We start from the raw sequence: 20926 nt of genomic DNA, 5'->3' as shown, positions 1-20926 counted from the left end.
CTCCGGCAGCCTGACCTGCGCATATCGCAGGCGCAGCATTTCCGCCAGAGGCCAATTCCGCGCCGCTACCCCAGAATGCCCGGCAGGCGCAGCCCGTGTTCGCGGGCGCAGTCCTTGGCGATGTCATACCCCGCATCCGCATGACGCCACACGCCCGAGGCCGGGTCGTTCCACAACACCCGCTCCAGCCGCCGCGCGGCGTCCTCGGTGCCGTCGGCGCAGATCACCACGCCCGCGTGTTGGCTGAAGCCCATGCCGACCCCGCCGCCATGATGCAGGGACACCCAGGTCGCACCGCTGGCGGTGTTGATCAACGCGTTCAGCAGCGGCCAGTCCGACACGGCGTCGGACCCGTCCAGCATCGCCTCGGTCTCGCGGTTTGGGCTGGCGACCGAGCCGCTGTCCAGATGATCCCGTCCGATGACGACCGGTGCGCTCAGTTCTCCATTGGCGACCATCTCGTTGAAGGCCAGACCCGCACGGTGCCGGTCGCCCAGCCCGATCCAGCAGATCCGCGCGGGCAAGCCCTGAAACGCGATCCGCTCCTGCGCCATGTCCAGCCAACGATGCAGATGCTCGTTCTCGGGGAACAGCTCCTTCATCTTGGCGTCGGTCTTGTAGATATCCTCGGGGTCGCCCGACAGCGCGCACCAGCGGAACGGGCCGATGCCTCGGCAGAACAGCGGGCGGATATAGGCCGGGACGAAGCCGGGAAAGGCAAAGGCGTTCTCAAGCCCCTCGTCCTGCGCGACCTGACGGATGTTGTTGCCATAGTCCAGCGTCGGCACGCCCGCGTTCCAGAAATCGACCATCGCCGCGACATGCTGCTTCATCGAGGCGCGCGCGGCCTTTTCCACTAATTTAGAGTCTGTTTCCCGCTTTTCGCGCCATTGCGCCAAGGTCCAGCCCAAGGGCAGATACCCGTTGATCGGATCATGGGCGCTGGTCTGGTCGGTCACGATGTCGGGGCGCATCCCGCCGGCGGCCATGCGGCGGTAGATCTCGGGAAAGATCTCGGCCGCATTGCCCAGCAGACCCACGGACTTCGCCGCGCCCGCCTTGGTCCAGCGGTCGATCATGGCGAGCGCCTCGTCCAGCGTTTCGGCCTTTTCATCCAGGTATTTGGTGCGCAGGCGAAAATCGATGCTGTCAGGATTGCATTCCACCGCCAGACAGCAGGCCCCGGCGAAGACTGCCGCCAGGGGCTGTGCTCCGCCCATGCCGCCCAGCCCACCGGTCAGGATCCATCGCCCGGTCAGGTCACCACCATAGTGCTGGCGCCCGGCCTCGGCGAAGGTTTCATAGGTGCCCTGAACGATGCCCTGCGTGCCGATGTAGATCCACGACCCGGCCGTCATCTGGCCGTACATCATCAGGCCCTTCCGATCCAATTCGTTGAAATGATCCCAGGTCGCCCAATGCGGCACGAGGTTGGAATTGGCGATCAGCACCCGCGGCGCGTCCTTGTGAGTGCGGATGATCGCCACCGGCTTGCCGGACTGCACGATCAGGGTCTCGTCGGACTCGAGATCCTTCAAACTGGCCACAATAGTGTCGAAATCCTTCCAGGTTCGAGCCGCACGGCCGATGCCGCCATAGACCACCAATTCGTGCGGGTTTTCGGCAACGTCGGGGTGGAGGTTGTTCATCAGCATCCGCAACGGGGCCTCGGTCAGCCAGCTTTTGGCATTCAGGTCCGGCCCGGTCGGTGGAAAGACGTCACGGGTGTTCTTGCGCGGGTCACTCATTTCGGGGCTCCTTTTTCGGCCAGTGCGCCCGACAAGGCCAAGGCAAGCAGGCGGTCAAGCATCTCTTGCAGGTGCGGGCGCAGGCGTTCAGCCCGGTCCGCGCGCCAGGTCCAGGGCGGGGTCTCGTCCATATAGGCGCGTTGGGCGATCTCCATCTGGATCGCATGTATACCCTTGTCTGGGCGGCCATAGTGCCGGGTGGTCCAGCCGCCCTTGAATCGGCCGTTCAGCACCGCGGTACAGCCCGACGCATGGGCCACGGCATCCACCGCATGCGCGACCTCGGGTGCGCAGGTGGTGCCGTCATTGGTGCCCGTGTTGAAGACCGGCAACTCTCCGTCGAACAGGAAGGGGATCAGGGACCGGATCGAGTGGCAGTCGAACAGGATCGCCACGCCATGCCTGGCCCGCACCCGCTCCAATTCTTCCTGCAACGCGGCGTGGTAGGGGGCGTGGAACTTCTCGCGCCTCTGCTCGATTTCATCTTCCGACGGCTTCTGACCTTCCAGCCATATGGGGCGCCCGTCGAAATCGGTCAGAGGCACCAGGGTCGTCGTGTTCTGCCCCGGATAGAGCGACACGTCCGCCGGATCGCGATTGGCGTCGATCACATAGCGGTGCACGCGGGACTGAACCACCGTCGCATCGCCCAAAAGCCCCTTATAGAGCCTGTTAATGTGCCAATCCGTGTCGGCCAACGCCCGACCGGTCTGGTTCAGGCGCACGTGGATCTCCTCGGGCACGAAGGTTCCGCCATGCGGTTGGCCCAGCACGATCGGGCCCTGCCCCCGCTGCACCTCGACCACGGTCATGCCGTCACCTCCGGCAGCGGTACGCCCAGCGCCCCCAGGATTGCGCCGCTGGCCACAAGATCCTTGGCCTGCTCCAGCTCCGGGGCTAGGTACCGGTCCTCCGCCAAAGGCGGGATATCGGCGCGCAGCCGCGCAATCACCCGCTGCAAGGGCGCGCTGGTGACCAGCGGGGCGCGGAACTCGACGCCCTGGGCGGCGCAGAGCAGTTCGATCCCCAGAATATGGTTCAGGTTTTTCACCATGCGCGTCAGACGCCGCGCCCCGTGGGCGGCCATCGAGACGTGATCTTCCTGGTTGGCCGAGGTGGGCGTGCTGTCGGTGACGCACGGATTGGCCAGATGCTTGTTCTCGCTCATCAGAGCGGCGGTGGTGACCTCGGCGATCATGAAGCCGGAATTCAGGCCCGGATCGGGGGTCAGGAATGGCGGCAGATCGAAGCTGAGCGTGGGATCCACCATCAGCGCGATCCGGCGTTGCGCGATGGCACCGATCTCGGACAGGGCCAGCGCGATCATGTCGGCGGCAAACCCCACCGGTTCGGCGTGAAAATTGCCGCCCGAGACGATCATGTCGGGATCGGACAGCACCAGCGGGTTGTCAGTGGCCGCGTTGGCCTCGGTCTGCAAGGTCGCGGCGGCCTGCCGGATCACGTCCATCGCGGCACCGGTGACCTGCGGCTGACAGCGAATGCAATACGGGTCCTGCACGCGGCTGTCGCCCTCGCGATGGCTTTCACGGATTTCCGAACCCTGCAACACGGCGCGCATGGCGCTGGCGGCCTCGATCTGGCCACGATGGCCGCGCAGGGCATGGATCTCGGGCTGCAGCGGCGCGGTGGAGCCCATGATGGCATCGGTCGAAACGGCCGAAACGACCAGCGCGTTCTGCGCCGCGCGCCAGCCTTCGAACAGGCCCGCCAAGGCGTAGGCTGTCGAAAACTGGGTGCCGTTGATGAAGGCCAGGCCCTCTTTCGGCCCCAGCTGAACAGGCTCTAACCCAGCTTTTTTCAAGGCTTGGGCGCCCGGCATGACCGTACCGTCCAGTTCGGCTTCGCCTTGGCCGATGACCACCGCCGTCATATGCGCCAGCGGCGCCAGATCCCCCGACGCCCCCACCGAGCCCTGCGCCGGGATCACCGGGGTCACGCCACGGGCCAGCATCTGCTGCAGCAGGTCCACCAGCGCCCACCGCACACCGGATGCGCCGCGCCCGAAGGACAACAGCTTGAGCGCCATCATCAGGCGCGCCAACCGCCGCTGCACCGCTGGGCCGACCCCGCAGCAATGGCTGAGGATCAGGTTGCGCTGCAGCGCCGAGGTGTCCTTGGCCGCGATCTTGAGGCTTGCCAGCTTGCCGAACCCGGTATTCACGCCATAGACAGGTTGATCACCGGCGGCGGCCTCGGCGATGCGGGCGGCAGCGGCCTCGACAGCCGGGCGACAGCCCTGATCCAGAACCACCGGCGTTTCGTTCCAGTAGATGTCCGCCAGTTGGGTCAGCGAGACCTGCCCTGGAACCAAGGTCAGGGCGCTCATACCTCCCCTCCGAAAATGCGTGCGTGCAGCGGGTTGAACCCGATCCGATAGGCCAGCTCGGCCGGGTGAGAGACGTCCCACACGGCCATATCCGCCCGCTGGCCCGGCGCGATCGAGCCGGCATCGGCCAGCCCAAGCGCGCGGGCGGCATTGCGGGTAACCCCGGCCAGCGCCTCGGCCGGGGTCATGCCAAACAGGGTGCAGCCCATGTTCATCGCCAGCAGCAGCGACGTCAGCGGCGAGGACCCCGGGTTACAATCGGTGGCCAGTGCCATCGGCACCCCGGCCTTGCGGAACAGGTCGATCGGCGGGACCTGCGTTTCCCGCAACGTGTAGAACGCGCCGGGCAGCAGAACCGCGGTCGTTCCAGCCTCGGCCATGGCAGCCACCCCGGCGGCGTCCAGATATTCGACATGATCGGCTGACAGGGCGCCATAGGACGCCGCCAGCCGGGCCCCGCCCAGATTTGACAATTGCTCGGCATGCAGCTTGACCGGCAGCCCCAGGTCACGTGCGGCGTCGAACACCCGCGCGATCTGAGTCGTATCGAAGGCGATGCCCTCGCAGAACCCGTCGACCGCGTCGACCAGCCCCTCGGCATGGGCCGCGCGCAGGGTCGGGATGCAGACCGTATCGAAATAGGCGTCTGCACGCCCTGTGAATTCGGGCGGCACTGCATGAGCGCCCAGAAAGCTGGTCCGGACCCGCACCGGGCGCTGCTTTGCAATTTCTCGGGCCGCGCGCAACATGCGCAGCTCGGTGTCCTGATCCAGTCCATAGCCGGACTTGAGTTCAATGCAGGTCACACCCTCGGCCAACAGCGCGTCTATGCGAGGCAGTGCCTCATGGATCAGGTCCTGCATACTGGCGGCGCGTGTGGCTGTGACCGTCGACAGAATCCCCCCTCCGGCGCGCGCGATCTCCTCGTAGGTTGCCCCGTTCAGCCGCATTTCGAACTCAACCGCCCGGTTGCCCCCGAAAATCGCATGCGTGTGCGGATCGATCAGGCCCGGAGTGATCAACCGATCTGCAAAATCGACGATCGGCCAGCCGGCGTGATCCGGCGGCAGATCTCGGTGCGGCCCGATCCATTGGATCCGGCCCGATGAAACAGCAATCGCCGCGTCTTCGACCAAGCCATAGGACGCACCCCCATCCGCCATGGTTGCGACCCGCCGACAACAAATCACCGAATTTCTGGTCATCGCGATTCTTTTGGACTCCCCTCGGGTTTCAATTTTTCGTATACGTGTAAAAAATTAAAGTCTACACAAAAAGAAGCACTGATGCCGATCCATGCCAAAACCGCCTTGTTAGGCTCTGACTGGGTTTCGAACCTGAGGGTCGAAACTGCGAATGGCGTCATCACCGGATTGGAGATCGGCGCGCGTCCGCAGTCGGCCGACACCAGCGTTGATGTCCTGCTGCCAGCCTTGTCGAACCTGCACAGCCACGCGTTTCAGCGCGCCATGGCCGGTATGACCGAGTTTCGCGCAGCCGGGCGGGAAAGCTTCTGGTCCTGGCGAAATCTGATGTACCGCTTTCTGGACAGGTTGACGCCCGCGCAGATGGAGGCCATCGCTGCGCTGGTGTTCCTTGAGATGCAGGAGGCCGGATATGCCGCGGTCGGGGAATTCCACTATGTGCATCACCAGCCCGGCGGCGCGCCCTACGACCAGCTTTCCGAGCTGAGCCAGCGTATCTTCGCAGCAGCTTTGCGGACGGGAATCGGTCTGACCCATTTGCCGGTTCTCTATTCCTACGGCGGCGTCCGGCAAGAGCCCCTGTCTGGCGGCCAGTTGCGGTTCGGCAATGACGTAGACCGGTTCATGGACCTGTATCACGAATGCCGGTCGGCTGCCGCAGATCTTGCCGCGGACACGGTGGTCGGCATCGCGCCGCATTCCTTGCGCGCCACCTCACCCACAGACTTGGCCCTGCTGCTGGCGCAAGTTCCGGAGGGTCCGGTTCACATCCATATCGCCGAACAGGTGAAAGAGGTCGAGGACGTGCAATCCGCTTTGGGCCAACGCCCGGTCGCCTGGCTTCTGGACAATGCCCAGGTCGATTCACGCTGGTGTCTGATCCATGCTACCCAGATGAACGACGCCGAAACACGGGCTCTGGCGCGTTCGGGGGCCGTGGCCGGCCTGTGTCTGATCACAGAAGCCAACCTAGGCGACGGGATCTTCAACGGAGTGCCCTACCTTGAAACTCAAGGACGGTTCGGTGTCGGATCAGACTCTAACGTGCGGATTTCTCTGCCAGAGGAGTTGCGCAGTCTGGAATACTCCCAGCGCCTTCGCGACCGATCCCGCGCGGTTCTGGCGGCAGCCAACGGTTCCGTGGGACATGCGTTGTACACCGGCGCGGCACAAGGCGGGGCGCAGGCTCTGGGCCGCAATGCCGGAAAGATCGCGGTCGGCAAACTGGCCGACCTGGCGGCGGTTGACCGGTCGCACCCGACGCTTTGCGCGCTGGCGGATCATCAACTTCTGGACGGCTTGTGCTTTGCCGCACCCGATGGTCTGGTAACGGATCTGTGGTCGGCGGGCCGTCATATGGTGCGGGATGGCAGGCATATTGCGCGCGAGACGATAATCAGAGACTACAAAGCCGCGATTGCAGACCTGTTGACCGACGTCTGAACCGGCAAAGAACTGAGTTGAGATCAAGATGACCCAGACCGCTGACACGACCGGCTACAAGGAAATCAAGCAGACTGTGCTTGACCGCATCCGCTCGGGCCAGTGGCTGCCGGACATGTTGCTTCCCAACGAGCAGGACCTTGCGGTCGAATTTTCGTGCACGCGTACCACGGTCAATCGGGCACTGCGCGAACTGGCCGAAGAAGGATTTCTGGAACGCCGCCGCAAGGCCGGTACCCGGGTGCTGAGCGCGCCCCAAAGACAGGCCCGGTTCACCATCCCGCTGGTCCGGGAAGAGGTCGAAGCTCTGGGCGGCACCTACCGCTATGCACTTGTCTCGGCCCAAGCCGATCAGGCACCCGAATGGCTGGCCGCGCGGCTGGCGCTGGGTTCGGATCGGCGGGTGATTCATGTGCGGTGTATGCATTTTTTGGACAACACCCCGTTTCAGTTCGAAGATCGCTGGATCGTTACGGCCAGCGTCCCGGCTGTCGAACAGGCTGATTTCTCGACGCTGGGACCCAATGAATGGCTGATCCAGACGGTCCCCTTCACCAATGTCGAGCTGTCTTTTCTGGCAAGCCGCGCCGATGCCGAACTGGCCGGGTTTCTGGACGTAACGGTTGGGGAGCCGGTTTTTACCGCGGAACGTATCACTTGGTTGCAAGGCAGCCCGGTTACCTTCGCCAAGATGTATTTCGCGGCAGGCTACCGGATGACCACCCGGTTCTGAGGTTGTCCGGGCCTTTACCGCGGCCCGAATCCGGTACAGGTTCGCCTTGACCGAACAACGGCAACACGGAGAACGGGATGAGCAACCCGCTATACGATCGACTTTTCGGCATTCACGCGGGCAAGACAACGCCGTTCCTGCATCTGCCGGACGGACGCGTTCTCTCACATGCCGATTTCCTGGACATGGCGGCCCGGATCGCCAACGCTTTGACGGCCTGCGGACTGGAACCTGATGACCGCGTTGCGGTGCAGGTCGCGAAATCGCCCGAGGCACTGGCGCTTTACGCAGCCTGCGTTCAGGCCGGGCTGATCTTTCTGCCGCTGAACACCGCCTACACGACAGACGAGCTGCGGTATTTCATCGAAAACAGCGGTGCTCGGATGGTTGTCGCGGATGCCAATTCACAAGCCGATATCGAGCCGATTGCCCAAGCGCAGAATGCAATGCTCGAAACCCTGAACGCGGACGGTTCCGGCAGCCTGATGCGGCGCGCACTTGGGATGTTGCCAGCCTTCGAACCCGCGCACAGGACCGAGGATGACCTGGCGGCCTTCCTTTATACTTCGGGCACCACCGGGCGGTCCAAAGGCGCCATGCTGACGCAGGCGAACCTGCTGTCGAACGCCGAAACGCTGGTGCAGGAGTGGCGCTTCACCGCGGACGACGTGTTGCTGCACGCGCTGCCGATCTTTCACACCCATGGCCTGTTCGTGGCCACCAATGTCATGCTGTCGGCCGGCGGGTCGATGATCTTTCTGCCGGGCTTCGATCTGGACGACATCCTGCGCCTGATGCCCAAGGCGACCTCGATGATGGGGGTGCCGACCTTCTATACCCGGCTTCTGGACGACGACCGATTCACCGGGGACCTGGCACGGCACATGCGGCTGTTCATATCCGGTTCGGCGCCGCTGCTGGCCGAAACCCACACGCGGTTCGAGGACCGCACCGGCCACCGGATCCTGGAACGCTATGGCATGACCGAGACCAACATGAACACCTCGAACCCCTATGAAGGCGAGCGCCGCGCCGGGACGGTGGGCTTTCCGCTGCCGGGGGTCGAGTTGAAGATCACCGACCCCGAAACGGGCGAGCCGCTGCCACAGGGCGAGATCGGCATGATCGAGGTGCGCGGGCCGAACGTGTTCAAGGGTTATTGGCAGATGCCCGAGAAAACCGCCGCCGAACTGCGCGAGGACGGGTTCTTCATCACCGGCGATCTGGGCCGCATCGACGCGGATGGCTATGTGCAAATAGTGGGACGCGGCAAAGACCTGATCATTTCGGGCGGATACAACATCTATCCCAAGGAAATCGAGCTGGTTCTGGATGACCAGCCCGGCGTGCTGGAAAGCGCGGTGATCGGCGTGCCGCACCCGGATTTCGGGGAAACCGTGCTGGGCATCCTGGTGCCCGAGGTCGGCGCGGCACCGGATCTGGATGCGATCATGGAGGCGGTGAGCAAAAGCCTTGCCCGTTTCAAACATCCCCGCAGGCTGATCCTGCTGGACGAACTGCCCCGCAATACGATGGGCAAGGTGCAGAAAAACGTTCTGCGTGAGACCTACAAGGACATGTTCGCGGGCGGCTGATCAGGGGCGCAGCGGCACGCGTCCGGCTTCGGTCAGCAGCCAGCAGTCGCGCCCCTCGAACACGGCAACCCCGGTTTGGCGGGCGTAGCCTGCGCCGCTGTCCAGGTTGATGCGGTTCCCGTAATGGGCGGGGCGGTCCACCACCGTGTGGCCATGCACGATCAGCTTGGGGTGCGGGGTTTCGCAGGCGTGAAAACTCTGACGGATCCAGACCAGATCGTCTTCGGCCTGCGCGCTCAGCGGCACGCCCGGCCGGATGCCGGCATGGACAAAGGCAAGCTCGGGGGTCTGATGCATCCGCACCAGGTCACGCAGAAATGCCTTGTGCGCGGTCGGCACCGCCGCAAGGGCCGCGCGATGCACATCTTGCAGCCGGGTGCGGTCCTCGAATTCGACGCCATAGCTGCGCAGGGTTTCGGTGCCGCCCAGCCGCTCGTGCAGCCAGTGGTACCCGACCAGAAGATGCGGATCATGGCGCGGCTCATCCTGCAGGAACCACGCGAACATGCGGTCATGGTTGCCCAGCAGCGTGACCCAGTTCCGCCCGGCGTCGCGCCCGGCAATCAGCCGGTCCAGCACGCCCTTGCTGTCGGGGCCGCGATCGACGTAGTCGCCCAGAAACACGATCCGCGCATCGCGCCCGCCATCCTGCTCGATCAGCGACAAGGCGCGGTCGAACTCGGCCGTCTGGCCGTGCAGATCTCCGATGGCGTAGATGGGCGCAGTCATGTCCATGTCTCCGTTCCGGGCCGGGTTGGATTTGCGGGCCTTTGCAACGACAACGCCTGCACCGGGTGGGTGCAGGCGTCAATCGCTTTCATCCGGGTCTTGCCGGATCAGACCACGTCGAACTCCAGCGGCTTGATCTGGGTGAACAGCCCGGTTTCAGCCAGCTTGGCGCGGGCTTCGGCCGGAACCGGCTCGTCAACATACAGCAGCGCGATCGCTTCGCCGCCCGCCTGGGCGCGGCCCAGGGTAAAGTTGGCGATGTTCACGCCATGCTCGCCCATGGTCTTCCCCAAGGTGCCGATGATGCCCGGCACGTCCTCGTTGGTGGTGTACAGCATGTGCGCGCCGACCTCGGCATCGATGTTGATGCCCTTGATCTGGATGAAGCGCGGCTTGCCGTCGCTGAACACGGTACCCCCGATCGAGCGTTCGCGCTTGTCGGTCACCACGGTCACCTTGATATAGCCCTCGAAGGCGCCCGATTTGTCCTGGTTGGTGGTCGAGATCTTGACGCCGCGCTCTTTGGCCACGACCGGGGCCGAGACCATGTTCACCTCGGGGTTCGAGCGTTTCATGATCCCCGCCACCACCGCGCAGTTCAGCGCGGCCAAGTTCATCTGCGCCGCCACGCCATCATACAGGATGTTGATCGCCTTGATCGGCTCGTCGGTCATCTGGCCGATGAAGCTGCCCAGATGGCCGGCCAGCTTGATCCACGGGCCCATGACCTTGGCCTCTTCGGCGGTGACGCTGGGCATGTTCAGCGCATTCTCGACCGCGCCGGTCAGCAGATAGTTCGAGATCTGCTCGGCCACCTGCAGCGCCACGTTTTCCTGCGCTTCGGTGGTCGCCGCGCCCAGATGCGGGGTGCAGACCACGTTGGGCAGGCCGAACAGCGGGTTTTCCTTGGCCGGTTCCTCGCTGAACACGTCGAACCCCGCGCCGGCGACATGGCCGGATTTGATCAGTTCGGCCAGCGCCTCTTCGTCGACCAGACCGCCGCGGGCGCAGTTGATGATACGCACGCCCTTCTTGGTCTTGGCCAGATTCTCGCGGCTGAGGATGTTGCGGGTCTGGTCGGTCAGCGGCACGTGCAGGGTGATGAAATCGGCCCGTGCCAGCAGCTCGTCCAGCTCGACCTTTTCCACGCCCATCTTGTCGGCCTTCTCCTGGCCAAGATAGGGGTCATAGGCGATGACCTTCATCTTGAGGCCCTGCGCCCGATCGCAGACGATGCCGCCGATATTGCCGGCGCCGATCACGCCCAACGTCTTGTTGGTCAGCTCGACCCCCATGAATTTGGACTTTTCCCACTTGCCCGCATGGGTGCTGGCATTGGCCTCGGGGATCTGGCGCGCCACAGCGAACATCATCGCGATGGCGTGCTCGGCGGTGGTGATCATGTTGCCGAACGGCGTGTTCATCACGATCACGCCCTTTTTCGAGGCCGCGTCCTTGTCGATATTGTCAGTGCCGATACCAGCGCGGCCGATCACTTTCAGCTTGTCGGCCTTTTCCAGGATCTTCTCGGTGACCTTGGTGGCCGAGCGGATGGCCAGGCCGTCATAGTTGCCGATGATCTCGGCCAGCTTTTCCTTGTCCTTGCCCACGTCGGGCATGAAATCCACGTCGATGCCGCGGTCGCGGAAGATCTGAACCGCGGTTTCGCTGAGCTTGTCGGATACGAGTACTTTGGGGGCCATGTGCGTGGTCCTTGAATGGGATGATAACTCCGGGCCGGACACGGCCCGGATCTTCTAAGGGAAAGGGGTCAGGCGGCTTCGGCCTGGGCCGCGATCTCGGCCTCGAATGCCCATTTCAGCCAGGGCAGCATCGCCTGGATGTCGGACGTCTCGACCGTGCCGCCGCACCAGATGCGCAGCCCGGCCGGCGCATCGCGATACGCGCCGATGTCCAGCGCCACGTTCTCGGCCTCCAGCCGCTTGGCGACCGCCTTGGCAAAGCTTGCGCCGTCGCGAACACGCGGATCGGTGAATTTCAGGCAGACGCTGGTGTTCGACCGCGTGGCCGGGTCCTCGGCCAGGTTGTCGATCCAGTCGTTCTGGTCGCAAAACTCAAAAATCGCCTGAGCGTTGGCATCGGCGCGGGCGATCAGGCCCTGCAGCCCGCCGACCGAGCGCGCCCAGTCCAGCGCGAACAGGTAATCCTCGACCGCCAGCATCGACGGCGTGTTGATGGTTGCGCCGGTAAAGATGCCCTCGATCAGCTTGCCACCCTTGGTCAGGCGGAAGATCTTCGGCAGCGGCCATGCGGGGGTATAGCTTTCCAGCCGCTCAACCGCGCGGGGGCTGAGGATCAGCATGCCATGCGCGGCCTCGCCACCCAGAACCTTCTGCCAGCTGAAGGTGGTGACATCCAGCTTGTCCCAGGGCAGGTCCATCGCGAAAGCGGCGCTGGTGGCGTCGCAGATGGTCAGGCCGGCGCGGTCATCGGCGATCCAGTCGCCATTCGGAACCCGCACGCCCGAGGTGGTCCCGTTCCAGGTAAAGACCACGTCATTGTTGAAATCGATGGACGCCAGATCGACGATCTGCCCGTAGTCTGCGGTTTTCACCTCGGCGTCGATCTTCAGCTGTTTGACTACGTCGGTGACCCAGCCCGCGCCAAAGCTTTCCCAGGCCAGCATCTCGACCTTGCGTTCGCCCAGCAGCGACCACAGCGCCATTTCCACCGCGCCTGTATCCGAGGCCGGAACGATGCCGATGCGATAGTCGGCCGGAATGCCCAGCAGCTCGCGCGTGCCTTCGATGGCGGCCTTCAGCTTGTCCTTGCCGACGGCGGCGCGGTGCGACCGGCCCAGCGCGGCATCGGCCAGCTTGTTCAGCTCGAATGTGGGGGGTTTGGCGCAAGGGCCCGAGGAAAAACGCGGATTGGCCGGCCGCGTTGCCGGTCGTTCGATGGTCATTGGTGTTACCCTTCCAGATATACGCCCCTCGTTGGGGAGGGGTGTCCCGCGGCCAGACCTAGGGGGCCGCGGATGGGCGGGCAAGCGGAAAAGACGCTTTGAATATCAAAAACGACACGGGCGGTGACGCCAAATCGGAACACAGGTTTCCGATCGGCGCATTTTGCACCCGCAGAAAGACCTCAGCGATCCAGCCGGACCGTTTCACCCGTGGCAAGCGATTGCTGTGCCGCCAGCCCCATGCGCACGGCCCACATGCCGTCGGTCAGGCTGACATCCGGGGCGTCGCGCTCACCGCGCACCAGTGCCAGAAAGCCCTGGTGCTGATAGAAGGTCGAGCCGTTGTGGTCGCCCGCCGCCAGCAGGAGCGGATCGACGGGAATGTCGCGGGCGATCGGGCCCTTGGGGTCGCGCGGGCTGACGATCAACTGCGGCACCGGCGGCGCGCCCAGATGTTCGGGCCAGAACCGGCCCGGCCCGGGCACCAGTGCCTCGATCTTGGCCTTGGGGCCGATGACCGAGATTTCCTCCTGATACCGCGCGCCCTCGGCGAACATGCACAGCTCCAGCATCGCGCGCGCGCCCGAAGCGAAATCGACGATGACATAGCCGTGGTCCAGGATGTCGGGGGTTTCCCCGTCATAGGTTTCGTCCAGATGGTTCACGGCCTGCCCGCCGCTGGCACTGATGCGCACCGGGTCGGATTGCAGGATCAGGCGCATCAGGTCGAAGAAATGACAGCATTTCTCGACGAAGGTGCCGCCCGTGTTGCGGTTGAACCGGTTCCAGTTGCCGACCTTTTCCAGAAACGGAAAGCGGTGTTCGCGGATGCTCAGCATCTTGACCCCGCCGCTGGTGTCCTGCGCCTCGGCGATCAGGGCGGCGATGGGCGGCATGTAGCGATATTCCATCGCCACCCAGATCGGACAGGGATAGCTGCGCTCGATCTCGGCCAGACGGGCCGCATCGTCGGGGTTGGTGAACAGCGGCTTTTCCACCAACAGGGGCAAGGGACGCGTTTCGGCGATCTGGGCGATCTGATCCACATGCAGATGGTTGGGGCTGGCTATGACCAGGCAGTCCAGCGCCTCGACCGCCAGCAGATCCTGCAGCGACGGCACCATCCTGGCCCCCGGCGCAATCGCCTGCGCGGCGCGCGCCATCTCGGGGTCGGGCTCGAAAATGGCGGCCACTTGCGTGCCCTCCAGCAGGGCGATGTTGTGCAGGTGTTCCTGCCCCATCATGCCACATCCGATCAGCCCGTAATTCATGGTCCGGGTCATGCGCGTTTCCTCGTCATTTCAGTCGTTGGACGTAAGTTGCCCGGTCCGGGTCGAACCAGGTTTTCGAAAACTCGACGGGTTCAGGCCGTTCCGACCAGCTGAACCGCTCGATGTAACCGACGGTCTCGCCCGCCGGCCGGGTGAAGTGCGCGGGGGTCCAGTCGGGCAGCCGGCCGACCGAAACCCGATCCTCGGCGCGGGTGATCCAGAACCCAAGCTGCTGCTGGTAATAGCGATAGAGCGAGTCCGACAGCAGCCGCCGGTCGATCAGACCGGCTGATTCGTCCAGCCAGATCTCCTCGACCGCGATGATTGTGTCATTCAGATAGCGCATCCGCCGCACGCGCGACCCGCGCCGTGAGGTGCCGAAATCGGGCAGGTCGGCGGGCTTGTCCAGGTGATCGACCGACAGGATGTCAGCGCGCGGCAGGCCGCCGCCCTCGGGCAGCTCCAGCCGGAACATGGCATAGACGCTGTTCTGGGTCCCGGTCTCGCGCACGTAGTTGCCCGAGCCCTGGATCCGCTCGAGCATCCCCTTTTTTTCCAGCTCGGCGAGCGATTTTCGCAGCGTCCCGACCGAGACGTTCAACTGCGCCGCCATGTCCCGCTCGGGCGGCAGACGCTCGCCGTCGATCAGCCGGCCGGCGGCGATGTCGCGGATCAGCAGCTCGGCGATCTGCACATAGATCGGCAGGGCGTTGGGGTTTCTGGTGGATGGGGGCACGCGGGCGCTTCACTTGGTCGCAGAAAAAATTGATACACTATTGATCTACATCAATGTGGTTGCTACGCAAGAGAAAAGTTGAGCTCGGCAGGAGAGAGAATCAGATGACGATCGTCCCCATCACATCCCCCGATCTGGATGCGGCCGAGGTATCGTGGTTCGCGGCGCTGTGCTCGGACGATTATCAGTTTCTGGGGGTGCCCGACGGGGATCTGCGCTCCAGCTGGGAACATTGCTCGGGCATCGTGAAAGAGGCCGAGGCGCAGGGCTTCCGCAACATCCTGTGCCCGTCCTCGTATCAGGTGGGGCAGGACACGCTGAGTTTCGTCGCCGGCTGCGCCCCGATCACCGAAAAGATCAACCTGCTGGCCGCCGTTCGCTGCGGCGAGATGCAGCCGATCATGCTGGCGCGCACCATCGCGACGCTGGATCACATGCTGAAGGGGCGGCTGACGGTCAACATCATCTCGTCGGATTTTCCCGGGGAAAAGGCCGAGAGCAGCTATCGCTACCAGCGCTCGCGCGAGGTGGTCGAGATTCTGAAACAGGCCTGGGCGCAGGATGAGATCAATTACCAAGGTCAGGTCTACAATTTCTCGGGACTGACGACCGATCCGGCCAAACCCTATCAGACCGGCGGGCCGCTGCTGTATTTCGGGGGTTATTCGCCCGATGCGCTGAAGCTGTGCGGGCAGCATTGCGACGTCTATCTGATGTGGCCCGAAACCAAAGACCAGCTGGCCGAGCGGATGAAGGCCGTACACGCGGTGGCCGACGAGTACGGCCGCACGCTGGATTATGGTCTGCGGGTGCACATGATCGTGCGCGACACCGAGGCCGAAGCCAAGGAATACGCCGACTACATCGTGTCGAAGCTGGATGACGAATACGGCCGCGCAATCCGTGAACGGGCGCTGGACGCCACCTCGCTCGGGGTTTCGCATCAGGCCAGGAACCGCGAGTTGGCCGACAAATACGGCTATGTCGAACCGGGCCTGTGGACAGGCGTCGGCCGGGCGCGGTCAGGGTGCGGCGCGGCGCTGGTGGGGTCGACCGACCAGGTGCTGTCGAAGATCGAAGAGTATCAGAAGATGGGCATCCGCGCCTTCATCTTCTCGGGCTATCCGCATATGGACGAGGCCCGCCATTTCGGCACCCGTGTGATGCCACATCTGAAAACCTGCTCTCTTCCCGAAGCCTATGGAAGGGCCCCTGCTGACACCCCGGCGACGCCGCTGGGCAACGGAGTTCGTCGTTGATGCAACGTATCAAGCTTTCTGACACCCTGGAACTGAGCCGCCTTGTCTATGGCATGTGGCGGCTGGGCGATGACAGCGACACCTCGGCCGCGCATGTGGCAGCCAAGATCCACGCCTGTCTGGATCAGGGCATCACCAGCTTCGATCAGGCCGACATCTATGGCGACTATGGCGCCGAGGCGGTTCTGGGCAACGCCCTGCGCGCCAATCCCGGCCTGCGGGACCGGATGGAGATCGTCACCAAATGCGACATCGTCGCCCCCTGCGGGCGCTATGCGGATGCCAAGGTGAAATACTATGATACCTCGCGTGCGCATATCCTGAAATCGGTCGAAACCTCGCTGCGGGAAATGGCGATCGACCGTATCGACCTGCTGCTGATCCACCGCCCCGACCCGTTCATGGACCACCATGAAACCGGCGCCGCGCTGGACGAGGTCGTGGCCAGCGGCAAGGTCCGCGCAGTGGGCGTGTCGAATTTCCGCCCCTGGGACTGGCAACTGCTGCAATCGGCCATGAAGACCCCGCTGGTGACCAACCAGATCGAGATTTCTCTGGGCGCGATCGCTCCGTTCACCAATGGCGATCTGGCCTTTCACCAGCAGCACGGCCACCCGGTGATGGCGTGGTCGCCGCTGGGCGGCGGAGCGCTGATGGCGGGCAATCCTCCGGTTGGCGTCGTCGCGGATGAGATCGGCGCGCAGTTCGGCGTCGACCGTGCCGCGGTGGCCGTGGCCTTCCTGCTGGCCCATCCGGCCGGCATCCTGCCGGTTCTGGGCACCAACAGCCTGGACCGCATCAAGCGCATCTCGGAGGCCCTGAAAGTCAATCTGGATCGTGAAGCCTGGTTCCGCCTCTACGAGGCGGCGCTGGGGCATGAGGTACCATGATGAACGCATTTTCGAACGACATGGCGCGCACCTTCATTCCGCACAAGGACGACACCCGCACCCTGCGGGACGCTTTTGGTCGGTTCGCCACCGGCGTCACCGTGGTGACCTGCGACAGCCCCGACGGGCCGGTCTGCATCACGGCCAACAGCTTTTCCTCGCTGTCGCTGGACCCGCCTTTGGTGATGTGGGCCGGCGACAGGAATTCGCGCCGGTTCCCCTATTTTCACAAGGCGCGTCATTTCAATGTTCATGTTCTGTCGGCCGACCAGGCCGAGCTGTGCTTTGGCTGCTCGAAAGACGCCTTTGCCCTGCGCGACATCGACCACGACCGCTGCGAAAACGGCACGCCGCTGCTGCGCGGATGCCTGGCGCGGTTCGAATGTGAACAACATGCGTATCACGATGCGGGCGATCACGTTATCGTGGTGGGCAAGGTCTTGCGGGCCAGCATGGCGGACGGAGACGCGCTGACCTTTTACGCCGGCAAGCTCGGCCAATTCGCGCACCAATAAGCGCGGGACACGGTCGCGGGCCAAACCCGCGGCCTGAACAGGGAGGATCCGCATGGGCGGATTGACGTCGGTGCTTGCGCCGATTGCATTCGTGAACGAAACCGCGCTGCGTGTGGGCCGCGCGGTTGGTGTCGTTGCGATCGCCTTCATGGTGATCGCGATCCTGATCCAGGTGTTCTTCCGCTACGTTCTGGGCAACGCCCTGCCCTGGCCTGACGAGGCGGCGCGGTTCTGCATGTTGTGGATGACCGGCCTGATGGCACCCACCGCATTCCGGCGCGGCGGGTTCGTGGCCATCGACATGCTGGTCCGCTTTCTGCCGCGCGTACCCGGCCAGTTGCTGAACCTGTTTCTGCTGCTGCTCAGCCTGACGGTTCTGGTGGTCGCCGTGCGCATCGGCTGGTCCGAGGTCACGGGCTTTGGCGGGCGTTTCGCCACCGCAGCGCTGTACCTGCCCACCTCGCTGGGCTTTGACGAATGGTACCGGATCCCGCGCAGCTGGATGATGGCCTCCCTGCTGGTGGGTGTGATCCTGCTGCTGTCGGTCAACATCGAACTGATCCTGCGCTCGATCATCACCATGCTGGGCGGCGGTGACCTGCTGCCCGAGATCCCCGAAGCCGCCGTGGGGGCCGAATAGATGCTGGTCTGGTTCCTGCCCGTCTTTCTGGTGTTTCTGCTGATCGGCCTGCCGGTCTTTTTTGCACTGCTGGCCGCGCCCGGCCTGCTGCTGTGGCTGAATGGCCAGACCAACGACATCACGCTGCTGTACCGCAATGTCTACAACGGGATGGACAGCTTTCCGCTGATGGCCATCCCCTTCTTCATGCTGGCCGGAGAGCTGATGAACCGCGGCGGCATCACGATCCGCCTGGTCGAGTTCAGCCAGGCGCTGATGGGGCATCTGCGCGGCGGGCTGGCGCATGTGAACGTGCTCAGCTCGATCCTGTTCGCGGGGCTGTCGGGCTCGGCGGTGGCCGATACCTCGGCGCTGGGCTCGATGCTGATCCCGGCGATGGAGAAGCAGGGCTATACCCGCAAGTTCGCCGCCGCGATCACCGCCGCCAGCTCGGTCATCGGACCGATCATCCCGCCCTCGGGGATCATGATCATCTATGCCTATGTCATGGGAGAAAGCGTCGCGGCCCTATTCCTGGCCGGCATCGTGCCGGGCGTCATGGTGGGCATCGGTCTGATGCTGATGATCAAGGTCATGGCCGACCGGTATGATTTCCCGGTGGCCAGCCGCAAATACACCTGGCCCGAGCGCGGTCAGGCCAGCCTCAAGGCCTTTTTCCCGCTGATGACGCCGGTGATCATCCTGGGCGGTATCCTGGGCGGCATCTTCACCCCGACCGAGGCCGCCGCCGTCGCCGTGGGTTATGCCTTCATCATCGGGTTTTTCGTGCTGCGCACGCTGACCTTGAAAGAGGTGCCCGACGTCCTCAGCAACGCGGGCATGACCTCGGCCGTGGTGCTGCTGCTGGTGGGGGCGGCGATGGCGTTCAAGACCGTGGTCAGCCTCAGCCACACGCCCGAGCAACTGGCCGCGCTGATCCTCGGACTGTCGGAAAACCCGCTGATCCTGCTGTTCCTGATCAACCTGCTGCTGTTCGTCGTGGGCATGTTCCTGGATGCAGGCCCGGCGATCATCATCCTGGGGCCGATCCTGGGCCCGATCTTCACCAGCCTGGGCGTCGACCCGATCCATTTCGCCATCATCATGAGCGTCAACCTGACCGTTGGCCTGGCCACACCGCCTATGGGGCTGGTGCTGTTCGTGGCCGCCGCCGTGTCACGCGAACGGGTGGAAACCATCGCCAAGGCGATCCTGCCGTTCCTGGCCGTCGAAATCGCAGTGATCTTCCTGATCACCTATGTCCCCGCAATATCCATGACGATCCCGCGTTTGACGGGATTTGCAAATTAGACTGAGTACCACAGGGAGGAAACGCATGCTCAGAACATTCTTCAAAACCGCAGCACTGGCCACGTCGCTGGTGGCGGCCTCGGCGCTGGCGGCCTCGGCGGCCGACTATACGCTGCGCGCCACCGCCAACTCGAACGAAAACGACGAGGACTATGACGGCCTGGTCGTGTTCAAGAACTTCGTCGAGAACGCCTCGAACGGCGCGATCGAGGTCGAGCTGTTCATCGGCACGCAGCTGTGCTCGAACGGGGCCGAATGCCTGCAGGGCGTGGCCGACGGCACCATCGACATCTACATCTCGACCTCGGGCGGGGCCTCGGGCATCTTCCCTTACGTGCAGGTACTGGACCTGCCCTATCTGATGGCCGACGACCGCATCGCCGAGCGGGTTCTGTCGGGTGATTTCACCCGCAAGATGCGCGAAATGGCGCTGGAGGATTCGGGCGGCGCGATCCGCCTGATGACCATCGGCAACACCGGCGGCTGGCGCAACTTCGCCAACACCAAGCGCCGCGTGACCCAGCCGTCCGACATGGACGGGCTGAAGATCCGCACCGTGGTCGCAGACCTGCCCCAGGAACTGGTCAAGGCCCTGGGCGCCTCGCCCACTCCGATCCCGTGGCCGGAACTGTTCACCAGCTTCCAGACCGGCGTGGTTGACGGCTCGAAGAACGGCATCACCGACATCATGGGCATGAAATTCCCCGATGCCGGCCTGCAATATGTCACGCTGGACGGGCACGCCTATATGGGCGCGCTTTGGTGGATGAACAACGCCAAGTTCCAGGAAATGCCCGAAGATCTGCGCCGTGTCGTCGTCGATGGGTTCTATGCGCTGCAGCAGGCCACCTTTGCCTCGCCCAAGCGCAAGTCGATCCAGGCATACGAAGATTTCGTGGCCGGTGGCGGCGACCTGTACGTGCCGACCCCCGAAGAAAAAGAGGCGTTCAAGCAGGCCGCGACCCCGGTCTATGACTGGTTCCAGCAGAACGTCGCACGCGGGGACGAGATCTATGGCGCGCTGACCGCGGCCGTGGCCGAGGCCGAGGCAGAGATCAACGCGGAACGCGCCGCCGACCTGAACTGATGCGGTTCGGGCCGGGGTGTCGCGTCATCCCGGCCCGCCCTTACCGAAAGGGGTACATCCACCCCTTGTAGTCATAGACCAGCACATGGGCTTTTTCGATCTGTTCGGGCGTCATCTTCTTGACCACCTCTTCCAGGCTGATCGCCGCATCGGGGTCGCCGCCGATGGCGCTGAGTGTGTACCACATGTAGGCCCGCACCAGATCGGGCGCAGGCAGGCCCAGGCCCAGCTCGTAATACCATCCCACACCCGATTGCGCGCCCGGGTGCCCCTTCATCGAGGCACGCAGATACCATTCGAACGCCCGTTCGTAATCCTGCTCGACCCCAAGGCCAAGGCCGTACATCACGCCGATCAGCTCCTCGGCCTCGGCGTTGCCCGACCGGGCCGCCGGCAGAAGCTGTTCGCGCGCGGCGGCAAACTCGCCTGCCTCCATCAGGTCACGGGCCTGTTCCAGTTCGGCCCAGACGGGCGTAGCGGCAAGACAAAGGGCAAGCACAAGCTGGCGCATG

Annotated in this window: 19 protein-coding genes; 9 read left to right on the top strand and 10 right to left on the bottom strand. The window is 64.0% G+C overall.

The window, feature by feature from the left end:
- Positions 1-65: 65 nt before the first annotated feature.
- Genes hutU through hutI form a run of 4 tightly spaced genes read right to left on the bottom strand, consistent with a single transcriptional unit; the run spans position 66 to position 5300 of the window.
- A complete protein-coding gene (gene hutU, locus ACR3EL_RS01725) occupies positions 66-1748 on the bottom strand; it encodes a urocanate hydratase (RefSeq protein ID WP_170341205.1) in 1683 nt (560 codons plus the stop codon).
- Positions 1745-2560 (bottom strand): N-formylglutamate deformylase, encoded by an 816-nt coding sequence (gene hutG, locus ACR3EL_RS01720; RefSeq protein ID WP_480720187.1) that lies wholly within the window; start codon positions 2558-2560, stop codon positions 1745-1747. The genes hutU and hutG overlap by 4 nt, the downstream gene beginning before the upstream one ends.
- Positions 2557-4095, bottom strand: a complete 1539-nt coding sequence (hutH, locus tag ACR3EL_RS01715) for a histidine ammonia-lyase (protein ID WP_170341202.1) — start codon at positions 4093-4095, stop codon at positions 2557-2559. The genes hutG and hutH overlap by 4 nt, the downstream gene beginning before the upstream one ends.
- Positions 4092-5300 carry an imidazolonepropionase gene (hutI, locus tag ACR3EL_RS01710; protein WP_170341201.1) on the bottom strand — a complete coding sequence of 403 codons (1209 nt, stop codon included), beginning with the start codon at positions 5298-5300 and terminating at the stop codon, positions 4092-4094. The genes hutH and hutI overlap by 4 nt, the downstream gene beginning before the upstream one ends.
- 81 nt (positions 5301-5381) lie before the next feature.
- Here hutI and ACR3EL_RS01705 point away from each other — a divergent pair, with 81 nt between their 5' ends.
- The 3 genes from ACR3EL_RS01705 to ACR3EL_RS01695 all read left to right on the top strand — a co-directional run bounded on the left by ACR3EL_RS01705 (position 5382) and on the right by ACR3EL_RS01695 (position 9071).
- Complete coding sequence (locus ACR3EL_RS01705; RefSeq protein WP_170369147.1) at positions 5382-6743, top strand: formimidoylglutamate deiminase; 1362 nt, start codon at positions 5382-5384, stop codon at positions 6741-6743.
- A gap of 28 nt (positions 6744-6771) precedes the next feature.
- Positions 6772-7476 carry a GntR family transcriptional regulator gene (locus ACR3EL_RS01700; RefSeq protein ID WP_170341198.1) on the top strand — a complete coding sequence of 235 codons (705 nt, stop codon included), beginning with the start codon at positions 6772-6774 and terminating at the stop codon, positions 7474-7476.
- Between the two features lie 77 nt (positions 7477-7553).
- Positions 7554-9071, top strand: a complete 1518-nt coding sequence (locus tag ACR3EL_RS01695; protein WP_170369145.1) for a malonate--CoA ligase — start codon at positions 7554-7556, stop codon at positions 9069-9071.
- Here the strand turns inward: ACR3EL_RS01695 and ACR3EL_RS01690 are convergent, their stop codons facing one another.
- The 5 genes from ACR3EL_RS01690 to ACR3EL_RS01670 form a co-directional block, all read right to left on the bottom strand.
- On the bottom strand, positions 9072-9800 hold the full coding sequence (locus ACR3EL_RS01690; protein WP_170341195.1) for a metallophosphoesterase family protein: 729 nt from the start codon (positions 9798-9800) through the stop codon (positions 9072-9074). It abuts the gene before it with no gap.
- Positions 9801-9907: 107 nt separating this feature from the next.
- Entirely contained in the window at positions 9908-11503 is a 1596-nt protein-coding gene (serA, locus tag ACR3EL_RS01685; protein ID WP_170341193.1) for a phosphoglycerate dehydrogenase, read from the bottom strand.
- A gap of 68 nt (positions 11504-11571) precedes the next feature.
- Positions 11572-12726, bottom strand: a complete 1155-nt coding sequence (locus tag ACR3EL_RS01680; protein WP_170341192.1) for a phosphoserine transaminase — start codon at positions 12724-12726, stop codon at positions 11572-11574.
- Positions 12727-12908: 182 nt separating this feature from the next.
- A complete protein-coding gene (locus ACR3EL_RS01675) occupies positions 12909-14009 on the bottom strand; it encodes a Gfo/Idh/MocA family protein (RefSeq protein WP_170341190.1) in 1101 nt (366 codons plus the stop codon).
- A 13-nt stretch (positions 14010-14022) separates the two neighbouring features.
- Positions 14023-14733, bottom strand: coding sequence for a GntR family transcriptional regulator (locus ACR3EL_RS01670; RefSeq protein ID WP_093964188.1), 711 nt, complete (start codon positions 14731-14733; stop codon positions 14023-14025).
- Positions 14734-14837: 104 nt separating this feature from the next.
- On the opposite strand from ACR3EL_RS01670, the gene ACR3EL_RS01665 reads away from it, so the two are divergent.
- The 6 genes from ACR3EL_RS01665 to ACR3EL_RS01640 are packed head-to-tail and all read left to right on the top strand — an operon-like array spanning position 14838 to position 20414.
- A complete protein-coding gene (locus tag ACR3EL_RS01665) occupies positions 14838-15992 on the top strand; it encodes an LLM class flavin-dependent oxidoreductase (RefSeq protein WP_480720181.1) in 1155 nt (384 codons plus the stop codon).
- A complete protein-coding gene (locus ACR3EL_RS01660) occupies positions 15992-16882 on the top strand; it encodes an aldo/keto reductase (protein WP_480720179.1) in 891 nt (296 codons plus the stop codon). The genes ACR3EL_RS01665 and ACR3EL_RS01660 overlap by 1 nt, the downstream gene beginning before the upstream one ends.
- A complete protein-coding gene (locus ACR3EL_RS01655; protein ID WP_170369140.1) occupies positions 16879-17397 on the top strand; it encodes a flavin reductase family protein in 519 nt (172 codons plus the stop codon). Before ACR3EL_RS01660 ends, ACR3EL_RS01655 begins: the two co-directional genes overlap by 4 nt.
- A 52-nt stretch (positions 17398-17449) precedes the next feature.
- Positions 17450-18037 (top strand): TRAP transporter small permease, encoded by a 588-nt coding sequence (locus ACR3EL_RS01650; RefSeq protein ID WP_170369139.1) that lies wholly within the window; start codon positions 17450-17452, stop codon positions 18035-18037.
- On the top strand, positions 18038-19327 hold the full coding sequence (locus tag ACR3EL_RS01645; RefSeq protein WP_170341181.1) for a TRAP transporter large permease: 1290 nt from the start codon (positions 18038-18040) through the stop codon (positions 19325-19327). It begins immediately after the preceding gene.
- 25 nt (positions 19328-19352) lie between these two features.
- Positions 19353-20414: a TRAP transporter substrate-binding protein gene (locus ACR3EL_RS01640; protein WP_170341179.1), complete on the top strand. Its 1062-nt coding sequence runs from the start codon at positions 19353-19355 to the stop codon at positions 20412-20414.
- A 40-nt stretch (positions 20415-20454) separates the two neighbouring features.
- Here the strand turns inward: ACR3EL_RS01640 and ACR3EL_RS01635 are convergent, their stop codons facing one another.
- Complete coding sequence (locus ACR3EL_RS01635) at positions 20455-20925, bottom strand: tetratricopeptide repeat protein (protein ID WP_170369137.1); 471 nt, start codon at positions 20923-20925, stop codon at positions 20455-20457.
- Position 20926 lies beyond the last annotated feature (1 nt).

The sequence above is a fragment of the Ruegeria sp. BJ3 genome, assembly GCF_056535665.1.
This window is presented reverse-complemented; position numbering and strand designations above follow the sequence as displayed.

Bases quoted from the DNA above. Each gene is read 5' to 3' on its own strand.
- hutU (WP_170341205.1), bottom strand. From the start codon at position 1,748: ATGAGTGACCCGCGCAAGAACACCCGTGACGTCTTTCCACCGACCGGG.
- hutG (WP_480720187.1), bottom strand. From the start codon at position 2,560: ATGACCGTGGTCGAGGTGCAGCGGGGGCAGGGCCCGATCGTGCTGGGC.
- hutH (WP_170341202.1), bottom strand. From the start codon at position 4,095: ATGAGCGCCCTGACCTTGGTTCCAGGGCAGGTCTCGCTGACCCAACTG.
- hutI (WP_170341201.1), bottom strand. From the start codon at position 5,300: ATGACCAGAAATTCGGTGATTTGTTGTCGGCGGGTCGCAACCATGGCG.
- ACR3EL_RS01705 (WP_170369147.1), top strand. From the start codon at position 5,382: ATGCCGATCCATGCCAAAACCGCCTTGTTAGGCTCTGACTGGGTTTCG.
- ACR3EL_RS01700 (WP_170341198.1), top strand. From the start codon at position 6,772: ATGACCCAGACCGCTGACACGACCGGCTACAAGGAAATCAAGCAGACT.
- ACR3EL_RS01695 (WP_170369145.1), top strand. From the start codon at position 7,554: ATGAGCAACCCGCTATACGATCGACTTTTCGGCATTCACGCGGGCAAG.
- ACR3EL_RS01690 (WP_170341195.1), bottom strand. From the start codon at position 9,800: ATGACTGCGCCCATCTACGCCATCGGAGATCTGCACGGCCAGACGGCC.
- serA (WP_170341193.1), bottom strand. From the start codon at position 11,503: ATGGCCCCCAAAGTACTCGTATCCGACAAGCTCAGCGAAACCGCGGTT.
- ACR3EL_RS01680 (WP_170341192.1), bottom strand. From the start codon at position 12,726: ATGACCATCGAACGACCGGCAACGCGGCCGGCCAATCCGCGTTTTTCC.
- ACR3EL_RS01675 (WP_170341190.1), bottom strand. From the start codon at position 14,009: ATGACCCGGACCATGAATTACGGGCTGATCGGATGTGGCATGATGGGG.
- ACR3EL_RS01665 (WP_480720181.1), top strand. From the start codon at position 14,838: ATGACGATCGTCCCCATCACATCCCCCGATCTGGATGCGGCCGAGGTA.
- ACR3EL_RS01660 (WP_480720179.1), top strand. From the start codon at position 15,992: ATGCAACGTATCAAGCTTTCTGACACCCTGGAACTGAGCCGCCTTGTC.
- ACR3EL_RS01655 (WP_170369140.1), top strand. From the start codon at position 16,879: ATGATGAACGCATTTTCGAACGACATGGCGCGCACCTTCATTCCGCAC.
- ACR3EL_RS01650 (WP_170369139.1), top strand. From the start codon at position 17,450: ATGGGCGGATTGACGTCGGTGCTTGCGCCGATTGCATTCGTGAACGAA.
- ACR3EL_RS01645 (WP_170341181.1), top strand. From the start codon at position 18,038: ATGCTGGTCTGGTTCCTGCCCGTCTTTCTGGTGTTTCTGCTGATCGGC.
- ACR3EL_RS01640 (WP_170341179.1), top strand. From the start codon at position 19,353: ATGCTCAGAACATTCTTCAAAACCGCAGCACTGGCCACGTCGCTGGTG.
- ACR3EL_RS01635 (WP_170369137.1), bottom strand. From the start codon at position 20,925: ATGCGCCAGCTTGTGCTTGCCCTTTGTCTTGCCGCTACGCCCGTCTGG.